The organism is Rummeliibacillus stabekisii, assembly GCF_007988965.1.
GTDB lineage: Bacteria > Bacillota > Bacilli > Bacillales_A > Planococcaceae > Rummeliibacillus > Rummeliibacillus stabekisii.
The window spans coordinates 493,811-509,296 of the sequence record NZ_BJVD01000001.1; the positions used below are offsets into that span (position 1 = coordinate 493,811).

Here is a 15,486-nt window from a genome sequence, read left to right on the forward strand (position 1 = left end):
TCTTTCATTCAAATTCATATGATATAGCAGATAAAACGTACAGTGGCGCTGTCTCTGCTCTTAATATTCTAGGTCCGAGCGAGATACTCTGACATCCTAATTGTTGTAGTGCTTGGGCTTCAGATCTATCAATCCCACCTTCAGGACCGAAAATCACAAGCATTGATTTATAATCATACACCTTTTTTAATCTTTCGGCAAATCGCGTTCGCGTAGTTTCTTTAGCATCTTCTTCATCTGCAAGAAATACAACATCATAATCTCCTACAACTTGCAATAGCTGTTTAAAGCTATACTGTTCATGAATTGTTGGAATATGCGTTCGATGTGATTGCTCTGCTGCTTCTTTTGCAATTTTTTGAAGTCGTTCTTGTTTCTTTTTCCCTTTTTTCGCATCCCATTTTACAATGGAACGTTCTGCTTCAAATGGGATAAAATCGTACATACCAAGTTCTGTTGATTTTTGTACGATAAGTTCAAGCTTATCTCCCTTAGGCAATCCACATGCAATCGTTACATGGATTGGTAACTCTGTGTTCGGACGCACTTCGCCTGTTTTTTGCACTTCGACCGAACCATTATCTATCTTTGTTATCTTGCAGACGAATGCTTCTCCATTATGTACAGCGATTAGCTCATCAGCAAGACGCATGCGCATCACATTGATAATGTGATGCGCATCGTCCTCTCGAATCGTGGCTACTTCATCATTAAAGGGTTGCTCTATAAAATACCTTTGCATTATACCACTCCACCCTATTAGGATTTACGACAAATAATTGTAACCCAGTCTTCCATCATCATCACTTCTTCGATGTCAAAGCCAGCATCAAGCAGTGATTTTTTTACGTCTTCTTTTTTCCCTTCTATGATCCCAGAAGTGATAAAGTATCCACCTGGTTTCACAATAGAGTAAGCATCATTCGTAAATGTCATGATGATTTCTGCCAAAATATTTGCAACAACTAAGTCTGCTGGTTCTTTTACTGTATCTAGAAGATTTCCTTGTACCACATTAATACTATTTTCAACTTTGTTCAAAACAACATTTTCTTTCGCTGAGCGAACTGCTACTTCATCCAAGTCTAAGGCATGAACGCTTTTCACTCCTAAGAGCGCCGCGCCAATTGCCAATACGCCTGAGCCTGTGCCGACATCAATCACGGTAGAACTTGGCTTAATATACTTTTCTAACGCCTGCAAACTAAGAACTGTTGTCGGGTGTGTTCCTGTACCAAATGCCATGCCAGGGTCTAACTCGATGATTAATTCATCACTCTCAACTGGCTTATATTCCTCCCATGATGGAACGATGGTGAAACGATTTGATATTTTAACAGGATGATAGTATTGCTTCCATGCAGTTGCCCAATCTTCTTCTTGTACTTCACTTGTGGTAACTTCATTAGCTCCAATATTTATATCAAATTGATGGAGATTTGTGATTGCAAGCTTGATCTCTTCTACTGTTTCTGCTAAAAAACTGGTAACAGGCAAATATGCTTTCACGACAACTCCATCTACCGGAAAGTCTGACGGGTCTAAATCGTAAATTTCTCCGTATACATTTTCTCTTGTTTTTGCTAGCTCTTGAGAATCTTCAATAACTATACCGCTTGCCCCAGCTTCATATAATATATTTGAAATAGGTTCTACTGCTTCATTGGCAGTATGAATCGAAATTTCCGACCATTTCACTTGCAAATCACTCCTCTAATTATTCGCCTTTAAATTTTTTCTTCAATTTATCAATTAATGAACTGCTTTGTTCTTCTGGGATATCTCCAGAAATATTTGCGAACTCTCGAAGTAGTTCCTTTTGCTTTTCAGTTAGTTTATTTGGTGTTTTGATTTGAACGATGACGTGTTGATCTCCATTGCCATAGCCATGCACGTTTTTAACACCTTTTCCTTTTAAGCGGAAGTGGTCGCCTGATTGAGTACCTGCAGGGATTTTCATTTTTACTTTGCCGTTGATTGTTGGCACTTCAATTTCGTCGCCAAGGGCTGCTTGAGGGAAGGTGATTGGCAATTTCAAATAAATATCGTCGCCATCACGCTCAAATTTTTCGTGTGCACGTACATGGAAAACGATATATAAGTCACCTGAAGGGCCACCATTTTTCCCAGCCTCTCCCTGGCCGCTTATACGTAATTGTTGACCATCGTCTACACCTGCTGGAATATTGACTTTGATTTTTCTACGTTTTTTAACTGTTCCTGCACCATGGCATGTTGGACATTTTTCTTTAATGATTTGGCCAGTTCCTTCGCAATAGCCACAGGTACGGCGATTTGTCATTTGACCGAACGGTGTATTGACTGTTTCTGAAATTTGCCCAGAACCATTACAGTGTGAGCATGTTTCTTTGGACGTGCCCGGTTTTGCACCGTTACCATGGCATGTTTCGCATGTTTCTTCCCGAGGGATTTCAATTTCTTTTTCTTTCCCGAATACTGCTTCCTCAAAGCTAATAGTCATGCGATATTGCAGATCATCGCCTTTTTGTGGTGCATTCGGATCTCTTCTGCTACGGCCGCCACCGCCAAAGAAGGTACTGAAAATATCTTCAAAGCCACCGAAACCTTCAGCACCTGAAAATCCGCCGCCAAATCCGCCAAAGCCTTGGTTAGGATCTTGATGGCCAAATTGGTCATAACGCGCTCTTTTTTGTTCATCGCTTAATACTTCATATGCTTCAGCGATTTCTTTGAACTTTTCATCTGCGCCTTCCTCTTTGTTGATGTCAGGATGATATTGTTTTGATAACTTACGGTATGCTTTTTTTATTTCGTCTTGAGAAGCCGTTTTGCTAATTCCTAAGACGTCATAATAATCGCGTTTCTCCATCTTTCACACTCCGCTCTTTTAACATAAATATTATTGTATCATGTATTTATAAAATGGCAAAAACACACTTTTATTGAAAAGGTGTATTTCAGCACTCATTTAAAAAAGCCAAAGCCCGAGAGCGGTCTTTGGCTTTTGATTATCTTTTTATTCTACATAAACGAACTATTACTACAGTACTTATAACCGAGAGCATTGTCTTCCTTTATAATACTCTGATAAAAGGTACATTGCTTAAGTTCTAATTTTATATAGATTTTGCACAATTATTTTTTATCGTCTTCTACTTCAGTGAAGTCAGCATCAACGACACCATCGTCTTTTTTGCCTTCTCCTTCAGCGCCAGCTTGTGCTTGTTGCGCTTCAGCTGCTTGTTGATAAACTTTCATTACAAGAGGTTGAAGAACGCCTTCAAGTTTTTCTTTCGCTTTTTTGATGTTTTCTGTTTCACCAGCTTCAAGCGCATTTTGCAATTCTTGTTTTGCTTCTGTTACAGAAGTTTTTTCTTCGTCTGTAATTTGATCGCCTAAGTCAGTAATTGTTTTATCCACTTGGAATACTAGTTGATCTGCTTCATTTTTAAGATCTGCTTCTTCTTTGCGTTTTTTGTCAGCTTCTGAATTTGCTTCAGCTTCTTTAACCATGCGCTCGATATCTTCTTCTGATAGACCAGAATCTGATTGAATTGTGATTTTTTGTTCTTTTTGTGTGCCTAGATCTTTCGCTTTAACATTCACAATACCGTTTTTATCAATATCGAAAGTTACTTCGATTTGAGGGATACCGCGTGGTGCTGGCGGGATATCAGTCAATTGGAAGCGGCCAAGTGTTTTGTTGTCTGCTGCCATTGAACGTTCACCTTGTAGTACATGAATATCTACTGCTGGTTGGTTATCTGCAGCTGTAGAGAATACTTGTGATTTAGATGTTGGGATTGTTGTATTACGGTCGATTAATTTAGTGAATACACCGCCCATTGTTTCAATACCAAGTGATAGAGGTGTTACGTCAAGAAGAACAACATCTTTCACATCACCAGTTAATACGCCGCCTTGTACAGCTGCACCCATTGCTACAACTTCATCAGGGTTAACGCCTTTATGAGGTTCTTTACCTGTTGCATTTTTTACTGCTTCTTGTACAGCAGGAATACGAGTAGAACCACCCACAAGAATTACTTGATCAATTTGTGATGCAGATAATCCAGCATCTTTCAATGCTTGGCGTGTTGGTACCATTGTACGTTCAACTAAATCAGCTGTTAATTCATTGAATTTAGCACGAGAAAGAGTTACTTCTAAGTGTAATGGGCCAGCTTCGCCTGCAGTGATGAACGGTAATGAAATTTGTGCTGAAGTCACACCAGAAAGTTCTTTTTTCGCTTTTTCTGCAGCATCTTTTAAGCGTTGCATAGCCATTTTATCTTGAGATAGATCTAAGCCGTTTTCTTTTTTGAATTCCGCTACTAAATAATCAATGATTTTTTGGTCAAAATCATCGCCGCCAAGACGGTTGTCCCCAGCAGTGGCTAGTACTTCAAATACACCATCGCCTAATTCAAGAATAGAAACATCAAACGTACCGCCACCAAGGTCAAATACTAAAACTTTTTGGTCTTGGTCCATTTTTTCTAAACCATATGCAAGTGCAGCTGCTGTAGGTTCATTGATAATACGTTCTACTTCTAAACCAGCAATCTTACCAGCATCTTTAGTAGCTTGGCGTTCTGCATCGTTGAAGTAAGCAGGTACTGTAATTACCGCTTTTGATACTTTTTCACCTAGATAGTCTTCTGCATACTCTTTTAAGTGTGTAAGAATCATGGCAGATACTTCTTGCGGTGTATATTGTTTATCTTCAATTGTTACTTTGTAGTCTGTACCCATATGGCGTTTAATTGAACTAATTGTGTTTGGGTTAGTAATAGATTGGCGTTTTGCTACTTCACCTACTTGGCGTTCACCGTTTTTGAATGCTACAACAGATGGAGTTGTGCGCGCTCCTTCTTTATTAGCGATTACAACTGGTTCGCCGCCTTCAAGTACAGCGACGCAAGAGTTTGTTGTTCCTAAGTCAATACCGATAATTTTGCTCATTAAAAATTCCTCCTAGTGATTCATTACTTAATCCGACTACTCGTTTACTTTTACCATTGCTGGTCGAAGCACTCTGTCTTTCAGCATATACCCTTTTTGCAGCTCTTGCAAAACAATACCCGGGTCTTTTGACTCGTCATGTTCTTGCATCACTGCATGGTGTATGTTGGGATCAAATTCAGCGCCAAGCGATTCAATCGGCTCAAGACCTTCTTTCTTAGTCGCTTCAACAAGAGAACGATAAATCATTTCAATTCCTTGTTTCATCGATACTGCCTCGTCCGTTGTCGCTTCAGCTTGCATAGCGCGCTCGAAGTTATCTAGTGCTGGCAATAAGTCTGTCAGCAGACTTTGAGCACGATACTTTTCTTGTGCCACGCGTTCAAGTTGCGTGCGGCGTTTTAGGTTATCAAAGTCTGCACGCAAACGAAGGTAACGTTCTTCTTCTTTAGCCAGCTTTTCTTCTAGTAGCGCTAGCTCGTCTACTTGTTCTTCTACCTTTTCATCTGTTTCATCGTTTCTAGCTGCTTCCGTTTTTTCTTCCGGTACAGCTTCTACGTTTTCATCAGTTTTTGGCGCTGCATTTTCTTTAGCTGTCTCTTCATTTGCAGCGAACTGTTCTTTTTCTTCTTCTGATTTAGACAATTAATACCCTCCTCTTCTACCGGCCATGCTAGTGGCGTTCGATAAATCGACTAAGACCACTGCTCATTAAATCTAATATAGAAACTACTCGCCTATAATCCATGCGAGTAGGACCGATGATCGCGATTGATCCTTTTTGCTCTTCACCTATAGTGTAGGTTGCTGTGATGACGCTGCAATCCTCCATTGCTATATGATGGTTTTCAGAGCCTATTCGGATTTGAATGCCTGATTGATGATGAGGGAAAATAGTCTGTATTTGACTTGTTTTTTCCATTAGCTCCATCAGCATTCGAACTTTATTTAAGTCATGGAATTCAGGTTGCTTCAGCATATTCGTTTTACCACCGTAGTATATCTTACCCTCACCGTGGTACTTATTGAGGTCGAAAATTGACGTAAGCAATCCATCATATGAGCCAATATGCTGCGCAATAACAGCTGTTGCCTCTTCTTCTAGCTTTTTGTGAATCTGCTCCAGTGGAACTCCAACAAGCCGTTCGTTTAGTATATTAACGACTTTTTCAATATCCGATAGCGAATAGTTTTCCGGTATCGATATTAATCGATTTTCTACATGACCATGATCTGTTACGATAATGGCTACAGCAGATCCCACTGAAATCGGTACGATTGAAAATCGCCTTACTTTATGAAGCTGAACATCCGGTCCCAAAATAATCGACGTGTAGGTGGTCAATTCTGATAAAATATCAGCGGATTTACGAATTACTTGCTCGGTTTCCATCATCCGATCTTGAAATAAGGATTGAATAGTTATGATATCTTGATTTGTAATAATTTGAGGTTTTAACATATGATCCACATAAAACCTGTAACCCTTTTCGGAAGGAACCCGACCAGAAGAAGTATGGGTTTTCTCTAAGTAACCAAGCTCTTCTAAATCAGCCATTTCATTCCGTATGGTAGCGGCGCTAAAACCTATACCTTCTTTTTTCGCAATTTGGCGAGATCCTACAGGCTGTGCGGTCGCAATGAAATCATCTATGATTACTTGCAGAATTTGCAGCTGTCGATTCGTTAGCATGATCATCACCTCACATTGTTAGCACTCAATAAGAAGGAGTGCTAATACAATTATTAATTTAACACCTCTCAAGAATGATGTCAACGGAAATGCCTAACCCTACAATAAAAATTGCTGAAATACTTCATTACCTACAAAACGCCCTTTTCGAGTGAGTTTGACAAAGTCACCATCATCTTCAATAAGCTCTTTTTCAAGTAAATCTTTCAGCTGTTCCTCATAAACACTTTCGATAGTACATTGATATTTTTCGTAGAAATTCTTTTTGCTGACACCCGCTGTTTTGCGAAGTCCAAGAAAGAGTTCTTCTTCTATTTTCTCTTGCTTTGTTTCAACATGTGTCTGTTGAATAGGCTTTTCGCCTCGAGAAATAGCTTCCATATATTTCTTTAAGGGACCAATATTAGAATAACGCACACCATTCATATACCCATGAGCTCCTGCCCCAAATCCAGCATACTCATCGTTGTCCCAATATATTTGATTATGGATAGAAGAGTAGCCAGGTTTGCTAAAATTACTAATTTCATATTGATGGTACCCGTGTTTTTCCATCTCCTTCATCAACACATCATACATTTCTGCTTCTAAATCTTCACCTGGAAGACTAAGCTTTCTTTTGACCATCAAATTATAAAATATTGTTTTCGGTTCTACGATTAATGAATATGCTGAAAAATGAGTGAGGTTTAAAGAGAAAGCATATGCTAATGTTTCTTTCCATTGTTCCATCGTTTGTCCAGGCAAACCATACATTAAATCAATGCTGATATTTTCAAAGCCAATCTTCCTGGCATTCTTGATCGTTTCAAATACATGTTCATTGGAATGAGTACGCCCTAAGTTTCTCAAAAGCTCCTCTTGGAATGCTTGAACACCCATGCTAAGCCGATTAACGCCCCCATTGTATAAAACGCGCAGTTTTTCTTCCGTCAATTCATCAGGGTTAGCCTCTGAAGTAAATTCTGTGACATGTTCCATTGGTATATACATGCGAATTAATGACAATAAACGTTGAAGTTGCTCAGGTGAAAGTGCGGTTGGTGTCCCCCCCCCTAAGAAAACTGTTTCAATTTTGTGATCCTTATAGTCGCTTGCCCACATGCGCATTTCTTCACCCAATGCTTCTATATATTCATCGACTGGCTGGTTTTTAAAAAATACCTTGTTGAAATCACAATAGTTGCAAATCTGATGGCAAAATGGAATATGAATATAAATACCTCTAGCCAATCTGAAAACCTTCTTCCTTTTGAAAATTCTAAACTGCTTCTTAACTAACATCTTTTAATCCTGTCATATAGTTTAGTTTATTTTTACTGTTAATGAAAATCAGACGCGTTAATATAAAAAGTTTTATTTAGATTACAACTTGTAAAATTATTTTAATTTTCCTATAATTTGTATAAACATTAAAGGAGATGAGTGTATAATGAAAAGATTTTTGATTGCTTTATTGTCAATTTTCGTTTTAGCTGGTTGTGCAAGCAACACAGATAAGGGGAAATATTTTGCAAAGAAAAGTGATTTGGAAAACACCGTATTTAGCGGACAAACCGAAGAAGCCAACCAACTTATTTTTAATAAAGATAATTTAACGATTATTACAAATCCCACTTTGAACAATATTAAACCCTCTACTAATCCTCAAAAAAACACCAATGAAAAAAGTAGCGAAAATCATTACAACAATATAAAAATTAGAACAGCTGGAAACACGTATACGATTACCGGATCTAATGGATTAGACTTAAAATTAAAGAAAGTCGGCAAACGTGTCATTAGTGATTTGGATGGCAACGAGTATTCGACAGAACGTGATTTAGATTAATATAAAAGGTGGATGGAATCTAGCTGTCCGTTCATTTTAGTTCACAGTAACACTATAAATTGATTGAAAACTAGAATACTTTGTAAAGAAGGTGTATTATTTTGCAGCCAATTGATATAAGTGAAATTCCTAATGAGATAAAAAAGTACATGGGTACCATCCATTCAATTCGTTTCCCAAAACAGGGTTGTACCTCAGATGTTGCCATTATTGAATGTGAAAAGGCTGTTTTCGCACTTAAAAGAACAAAAGAACATTTATATAATACTTGGTTGAACAAAGAAATTTCCGTTTTACATTGTTTATCTAGTAAAACAGATTTACCGATTCCAATAATAAAAGAATTTAAATGTGACAAAGATCAAACTTGGGCTCTAATTGAATACCTAGAAGGAGCAACTGTTAGAGAAGCCTTATCTAATGAGAAAAATAAGGAAACTAGAGAGGAAATAATATTTGTCTTTGGGAAGGCACTTTCCCGCATACATTCAACTTCATGTCCCGCTGAATTGAAATATAAAACGCCTTGGATTGATGAAATGCTACTAAAAGCCACATATAACTTCACACACTATGAAGTAGATGGGTCAGAAGCAATATTAAATAAAATTCAAACCCAAAAACCCAAAAATTTCAAACAAACATTAATACATGGCGATTTTACAATAGATAATGTATTGTTGCATAACGGTAAAGTATCGGGGATGATCGATTGGTCGGGAGGGGCTTATGGTGATCCAAGATATGATGTAGCACTTGCCATTCGTCCTAAGCCTAATGTTTTCGAAAATAGTGATAGAGAGATTTTTTTTGAAGGATATGGCAATAAAATTATAAATCAAGAGGAATATGATTACTTTGCGAACGGCTTATATGAATTCTTTTAATCATATCCTATCCGAAACAAGGCATCTCCAACACATTAGATAATCTATACCATTTAATCATCAAAATCGGATAGCCGTGGGCTATCCGATTTCTCGTTTCTAAGTACTTTCTCTCAGTCTGACTATAAATAATGCTTAGACTCTATTTAAGTTTCTTTTTCACCAATTCAACATATGGTTTCTTGTCATATTCATGATAAAGGCTCATTGCCAATCTTACTGGATCCCCAAAGAAGAATCGTTCATATAAGGTCTGACGGGTACCGAATGAGCTCATTGTCGCATCCCAAGCGAGCCGGAAAAGTTTTACACGGTCTTCTGCATTATTTGCAGCAGATTGGAGATATAGGTCTATATCTTTTCGAATTGATGAGTGAAATGCTTTTTCGGTTGGAATAGACATTAAGCCGCTCGCACCTAGCAATTGAACTATTTCAGTAAAACGTGGATATACCTTAGGAAAAATACTGATGGCAACTCTAAGAGTCGTATAATCCGGCTGCATCAAACCTGCTTCGTTCATCTTTGCTTCAACTTCGGATTTGATCAACAAGGCTTTTAAAGTTTCAAGTGCCACAATAATTTCGGTAGCCTTTTCTTGTACGTGTTGAAAGCCTGAAATATTGATAGATTCTATAATTGATTGAACGATTCCCAGCATAAATTCTGTTTTCACAATTTGTCTGGATAACACCTGATGTAGTCCAAAAGGTTGAAAAGAACTCCTACCTAAAAAGGACTGTGCGACATCAATATTGTCATAGTAAAATACACGATCCCACGGTACTAAGACATTATCAAAGACGACAATAGAATCCATTTCTTCATAGCGAGAACTTAAAGGATAATTAAAGACAGACTCTCCTTTTACAAATGATTCTCTACAAATAAATTTGAGTCCCTTTGTGTTACTTGGAATGGAAAAGGCAAACCCGCTCTCTTCATCAAATGGCTTCCCCGCTTTAATGAATAACATTTCATCGGTGATACCGCCCTGGGTTGCGAGTAAACGCGCTCCTTTGACAATAAGACCCTCACTCGTTCTTTCTACAACCTCAGCAGATATTGGCTCACTCGTCGGTTTATCTAAAACACTGCCGCGGTCCACTTGTGGTTCGATAAACGTATGTGTCATCGATAAATCATTATCTCGAACATATTCATAATATTTTTGTAAATTTCCAGGAAAACAATGATCTTTCCCCTCCAATAAATGGGCAGATGAAGCCATAGCCATGAGTGCTGTATTCATATAATCCGGGCTTCGTCCCATCATGCCATTGCTTTCTCTTGCCAATAGCTGGATAGCCTCTCTTCTCTTCGCTAAATCTTCTTTTGACCTTGGCATGAGAAAGGAAAGTCCTACAGGATCACCCTTCCCCTCAGAGAGATAGGTTAATTTATCTTTTAATATTTCATCATGCTGTAAATCATATAACCTAGCCTGACTCTTCATTACACCTCTAAATGCAGGATGTTCAGAAATATTTCCTGTCACCTGTTCTCCATCAACCCAAATATTAGCTTTCAATTGGTCAATCTGTTCAATATATTGGGATCCAGTTCTTACGGGCATAACTCTCCTCCTACCTTTTTATTCATCAACTTTTAGTTATTCGTCTAAAAGTATCATATGACAATTCTTAACAGGCGGTGACATGGCTATTTAATTGAAAAATGAAAAACACCTGATGAGCTTGAAAAACCTCATCAGGTGTTTTTATCTATAAGAGCTACTTACGCATGTTTCCAACAACATTGTAATTTTAAAATTATTTTTTCGGTTGATCATCATCCATTTTAAGTACAGCCATAAACGCTTCTTGCGGGACTTCAACGGAGCCGACTTGCTTCATACGTTTTTTACCTTCTTTTTGTTTCTCAAGAAGTTTACGTTTACGCGAGATATCGCCGCCGTAACATTTAGCCAAAACGTTTTTACGCATCGCTTTAATAGTTGAACGTGCAACAACTTTTTGACCAATCGCAGCTTGCACTGGTACTTCGAATTGTTGACGTGGAATTAACTCTTTTAATTTTTCAACAATAACCTTGCCTCGTTCATAAGCAAAATCCTTGTGAACAATGAAACTTAAAGCATCGACCTGTTCTGCATTCAAGAGAATGTCCATCTTCACTAGTTTTGATGGTTTATAGCCAATCAATTCGTAGTCAAAAGATGCATATCCTTTTGTGCTGGATTTCAATTGATCAAAGAAATCATAAACAATTTCGGATAACGGAATTTCATACAGGATATTTACGCGTATAGAATCCATATAATCCATCGTCAGGAAATTCCCGCGTTTTCGTTGGCAGATCTCCATTACAGCACCCACATAATCATTTGGCACCATTATACTTGCTTTAACATAAGGCTCTTCAATACGATCAATCTTTTGTGGATCCGGCATCATTGAAGGGTTGTCCACTTTAACTTCCTCACCATCGGTCATATGAACATGGTAAATAACTGATGGTGCTGTTGTAATTAGATCAATATTAAATTCGCGCTCAATACGTTCTTGAATGATCTCCATATGCAAGAGACCTAAAAATCCGCAACGGAAACCAAATCCTAGAGCTTGAGAGGTTTCAGGCTCATATTGAAGAGCAGAGTCATTCAACTCTAATTTTTCTAATGCTTCCCGTAAATCATTGTATTTTGATGTATCAATTGGATAAAGACCGCAATACACCATCGGGTTCAACTTACGATAGCCAGGTAATGCTTCTGTGGCTGGGCGATTTGCAAAGGTAATCGTATCCCCTACGCGCGTATCTCCTACATTCTTAATAGAAGCTGTGAGATAGCCAACATCCCCGACAGTTAAAAACTTCGCTGGCGTCATTTTTGGAGTATGCACGCCTACTTCGATGACTTCAAATTCTGCGCCTGTTGCCATCATGCGAATTTTATCTCCTGGTTTCACAGTGCCTTCAACAACCCGAATAGAGGTAATTACGCCACGATATGCATCATATACAGAGTCAAATATCAGTGCTTGTAATGGCCCTTCCGGATCCCCTATTGGTGCTGGCACTTTTTCAACAATCTGCTCCAGAATATCTTCTATTCCAATGCCAGCTTTGGCTGATGCAAGCACAGCTTCAGATGCATCGAGTCCAATGACATCCTCTATTTCACCTCGTACACGCTCTGGATCAGCTGATGGAAGGTCGATTTTGTTAATGACTGGTAAGATTTCCAAGTCATTATCTAGCGCAAGATATACATTTGCAAGCGTTTGAGCTTCAATACCTTGTGCTGCATCGACAACTAAAATCGCACCTTCACATGCAGCCAAGCTTCGTGATACTTCATAAGTAAAATCGACATGCCCCGGTGTATCGATTAAATGTAAAATATATGTTTCTCCATCTTTCGCTGTGTAGTTCAACTGTACAGCATTTAGTTTAATTGTAATGCCTCGTTCTCTTTCCAAATCCATGGAATCTAGCAGCTGTTCTTTCATTTCCCTTGCTGTTAGGGCTTGGGTTTTCTCTAGTATCCGGTCTGCTAATGTTGATTTGCCGTGATCAATATGTGCGATAATAGAGAAATTTCGTATATGTTCTTGTCTGTTAATTAATTCTTCTCGATTCATTCGTTCCGCTCCTATAATCTATGCGCCTCATTTTTGAATCGTCTATCTGCATGCGTTGCCTTAGACTAATTCATTTTTTCAGCTTCATTTCTCTTTCTATCACACCACTATAGAAGCGGTGATCTACTGAAATGTTGTTATTAAGAATTATAGCAGTGAAACGCCATATATTGCAATGTTAGGAATTAGGATTAGCAAACGCTTCTTCGATTGCACGTGCCAAAATCGCGACTGATCGATTTAACTCTTCTTCTGTGTTATCCACACCGCCTATTTCAACTAAAATGGATTGCTTCGACAAATCTTGATTGTAAATTCCATTTACGCCCGCACCCTTTTTAGCAATGACACCACGCGAGATACCAGGTACAAGGTCTGCCATTTTTTTAGACAACTTCTCAGCATATGCTTCATTTGCCTGGTAACTTGGATTTTTTGTTCCGATGACAATGGCCATGCGCGCATAAGAGGTGCCATTATATGTGATAGTCGATAAATTTCTTTTTGCAGAATCTCTATGAATATCCAAGATTAAATCATAATCTTTTTTTTCTATTTGCTTTTTAACATAAGGACGTACTGCATCATACGCCTGGTAAAACTTCATTTGTTTTTGACTCATCACTTTCTGAGTATCAACATCCAAAAGGTCCAATTGAATATTATTTTGTTTAAAATGATTGGTGAACAATTTTCCTAGGGATTGGATATTCTCGGTATTATGATACGCAGTTACTGCCTGTTGATGTTTTCGAAGTATAGGCGCATAAGCTTCATGAGAATGTGTAAAATATACCAATGCATCAAAAGAAGCTTTTGATTTTTTGTCCGATACTTTTGTAGCTAACCCCTTTTTAGCAGCATAAGCAACTTTTGTTTCTTGTACAGGGGACTCAATGACTGGTTTTCCATTTGGCTTTTGTTCAGCCAACACCGGGATCTTAGCTGCAATAATAGGTAGTGAAAAGAAGATTGCTAAGAATAATAAACTAAATTTCCATCGTTGTTTGCGTCTTCGCATTCTATATCCCTCCTCCTGTCAGCTTATGAAGGAGGAGAGAGAGATAGAACCATTATGCATTACTAATCCATCGCGTACAAACACTCGATAGCATGTTGATATAAGCAGAGAGCCAATCATCAATGTTTTTTGGCGTCACAAAAAGCCGTTGCTGGCCTGTTAGAACTTCTTGGAATAGCTGAAGTCGCTCTTCTTTGTCCCACTTCACCCAATCACCAAAGATAGGCATCAGTGCCTCTGTTTGAATCTTCGTTTCTTCGTTTGGCGTATAGGCAGAAACAGATAAAGCTTTGGACGGCGACTTCCCTTCTGATATCTGTGCGGAGATATATTTGAACATGGTTTCAATTGCATCTGTTATCAATACAGGACCATCCACCACTGTTGGTAATCCAATTGCTGTGACAGGACATCCCATTGTTTCGAGCGAAATCTCTTTACGGGCATTCCCTACTCCCGCCCCAGGCTGAATGCCTGTGTTTGTAATTTGAACTGTTTTACACAGTCGTTCGCTCGAATTAGTTGCGAGAGCATCAATTGCAATGATTAAGGATGGCTTAATTCGATCCGCCAACGCTTTGACAAACTCGCTCGTTTCATATCCTGTTTGCGCTGTTACGCCTGGCGCATAAATCATACATCTATCTTGAATTAGTTCATCCTGGTTGTGGAGCTGTTCAATCGTCATTGGACCCACGGCATCTGGTGTAATCGTACGATTGCCTAACCCTATTATCAATACTTTTTCAAGCGTCTCTTTTTTATGAAGTTTTTGCAGTGTTCTAATGATCGACTCTTCGAACATCTCAAGACCTTCTTGGTCGTAAGGGTCTAGCGTAGGTACAGATAAAGTAACATACGTGCCCTCTTTCTTACCGATATGTTCTTCTCCTTTTTGGGACACAATAACTTCTGTGACCTTTACGATATTTTCCCACGTTTCTTTTATATCAATTCCATTAGATTCCCTTAGTGTCTCTCGCTCTTCCTCTGTCTTATGATTGATAAAGGCTGTTGTTTCATCGACTAAATCAACAGTTGACCATTTGAAATTTTCCATTCTATCACCTCTTCTTTAGTTTGACCATTGTGTCAAGTAAATATTCTTTGCTATTGTCTCTTGATTTTTATAGTAGGCATTTGCTATAATGATGCTTGTTGTATAGACACATACAGTTGAGAATTTACTCATCTCGATCCTTTTTAGGAGGTGAATTTGAAATGCCAAATATTAAATCTGCAATCAAACGCGTAAAAGTTAACACTAAAGCTAACGCACAAAACGCACAAGCTAAATCAGCAATGCGTACTGCTGTGAAAAAAGCTGACGCTGCACTAACTGCTAAAGAAGAAAACGCAAACGAACTATTAACTCTTGCTGTTAAATCTTTAGACAAAGCAGCTTCAAAAGGCTTGATCCACAAAAATGCAGCTTCTCGTCAAAAAGCTCGTTTAATGAAAAAAGCTTAATCCTTGATGGGATTCAAAAAGGCTAGAGA

General features: G+C 38.4%; 14 protein-coding genes. 3 read left to right on the top strand and 11 right to left on the bottom strand.

Features of this window, described 5'->3' with window-relative positions; all coding sequences use genetic code 11:
* Window positions 1-4: 4 nt before the first annotated feature.
* The 7 genes from RST01_RS02505 to hemW form a co-directional block, all read right to left on the bottom strand.
* On the bottom strand, window positions 5-742 hold the full coding sequence (locus RST01_RS02505) for a 16S rRNA (uracil(1498)-N(3))-methyltransferase (protein WP_147193836.1): 738 nt from the start codon (window positions 740-742) through the stop codon (window positions 5-7).
* 17 nt (window positions 743-759) lie between these two features.
* Window positions 760-1,698 (bottom strand): 50S ribosomal protein L11 methyltransferase, encoded by a 939-nt coding sequence (gene prmA / locus RST01_RS02510; RefSeq protein ID WP_147193838.1) that lies wholly within the window; start codon window positions 1,696-1,698, stop codon window positions 760-762.
* 19 nt (window positions 1,699-1,717) lie between these two features.
* Complete coding sequence (gene dnaJ, locus RST01_RS02515; RefSeq protein WP_147193839.1) at window positions 1,718-2,851, bottom strand: molecular chaperone DnaJ; 1,134 nt, start codon at window positions 2,849-2,851, stop codon at window positions 1,718-1,720.
* A 266-nt stretch (window positions 2,852-3,117) separates the two neighbouring features.
* The gene (dnaK, locus tag RST01_RS02520) at window positions 3,118-4,947 is read right to left on the bottom strand and encodes a molecular chaperone DnaK (RefSeq protein WP_147193841.1); all 1,830 of its coding nucleotides are present in this window, start codon (window positions 4,945-4,947) and stop codon (window positions 3,118-3,120) included.
* A 36-nt stretch (window positions 4,948-4,983) separates the two neighbouring features.
* A complete protein-coding gene (grpE, locus tag RST01_RS02525; RefSeq protein ID WP_147193842.1) occupies window positions 4,984-5,592 on the bottom strand; it encodes a nucleotide exchange factor GrpE in 609 nt (202 codons plus the stop codon).
* 28 nt (window positions 5,593-5,620) lie between these two features.
* Window positions 5,621-6,640 carry a heat-inducible transcriptional repressor HrcA gene (gene hrcA, locus RST01_RS02530; RefSeq protein ID WP_147193844.1) on the bottom strand — a complete coding sequence of 340 codons (1,020 nt, stop codon included), beginning with the start codon at window positions 6,638-6,640 and terminating at the stop codon, window positions 5,621-5,623.
* A 99-nt stretch (window positions 6,641-6,739) separates the two neighbouring features.
* Window positions 6,740-7,873 (bottom strand): radical SAM family heme chaperone HemW, encoded by a 1,134-nt coding sequence (hemW, locus tag RST01_RS02535; protein ID WP_147193845.1) that lies wholly within the window; start codon window positions 7,871-7,873, stop codon window positions 6,740-6,742.
* Window positions 7,874-8,072: 199 nt separating this feature from the next.
* On the opposite strand from hemW, the gene RST01_RS02540 reads away from it, so the two are divergent.
* On the top strand, window positions 8,073-8,471 hold the full coding sequence (locus tag RST01_RS02540) for a lipoprotein (RefSeq protein WP_147193847.1): 399 nt from the start codon (window positions 8,073-8,075) through the stop codon (window positions 8,469-8,471).
* A 101-nt stretch (window positions 8,472-8,572) separates the two neighbouring features.
* Window positions 8,573-9,358, top strand: a complete 786-nt coding sequence (locus tag RST01_RS02545) for a phosphotransferase family protein (RefSeq protein WP_147193849.1) — start codon at window positions 8,573-8,575, stop codon at window positions 9,356-9,358.
* Between the two features lie 142 nt (window positions 9,359-9,500).
* Here RST01_RS02545 and hpaB read toward each other — a convergent pair whose 3' ends face one another.
* The 4 genes from hpaB to gpr form a co-directional block, all read right to left on the bottom strand.
* Window positions 9,501-10,934, bottom strand: coding sequence for a 4-hydroxyphenylacetate 3-monooxygenase, oxygenase component (gene hpaB / locus RST01_RS02550; RefSeq protein ID WP_147193851.1), 1,434 nt, complete (start codon window positions 10,932-10,934; stop codon window positions 9,501-9,503).
* A gap of 196 nt (window positions 10,935-11,130) precedes the next feature.
* Window positions 11,131-12,966: a translation elongation factor 4 gene (gene lepA / locus RST01_RS02555; RefSeq protein WP_147193853.1), complete on the bottom strand. Its 1,836-nt coding sequence runs from the start codon at window positions 12,964-12,966 to the stop codon at window positions 11,131-11,133.
* 178 nt (window positions 12,967-13,144) lie between these two features.
* Window positions 13,145-13,987 (bottom strand): stage II sporulation protein P, encoded by an 843-nt coding sequence (spoIIP, locus tag RST01_RS02560; RefSeq protein WP_066786274.1) that lies wholly within the window; start codon window positions 13,985-13,987, stop codon window positions 13,145-13,147.
* Window positions 13,988-14,039: 52 nt separating this feature from the next.
* Window positions 14,040-15,047: a GPR endopeptidase gene (gpr, locus tag RST01_RS02565; RefSeq protein ID WP_147193855.1), complete on the bottom strand. Its 1,008-nt coding sequence runs from the start codon at window positions 15,045-15,047 to the stop codon at window positions 14,040-14,042.
* A gap of 161 nt (window positions 15,048-15,208) precedes the next feature.
* Between gpr and rpsT the strand changes: the two genes are divergently transcribed.
* Window positions 15,209-15,457, top strand: coding sequence for a 30S ribosomal protein S20 (rpsT, locus tag RST01_RS02570; protein WP_066786268.1), 249 nt, complete (start codon window positions 15,209-15,211; stop codon window positions 15,455-15,457).
* Window positions 15,458-15,486: the final 29 nt, after the last annotated feature.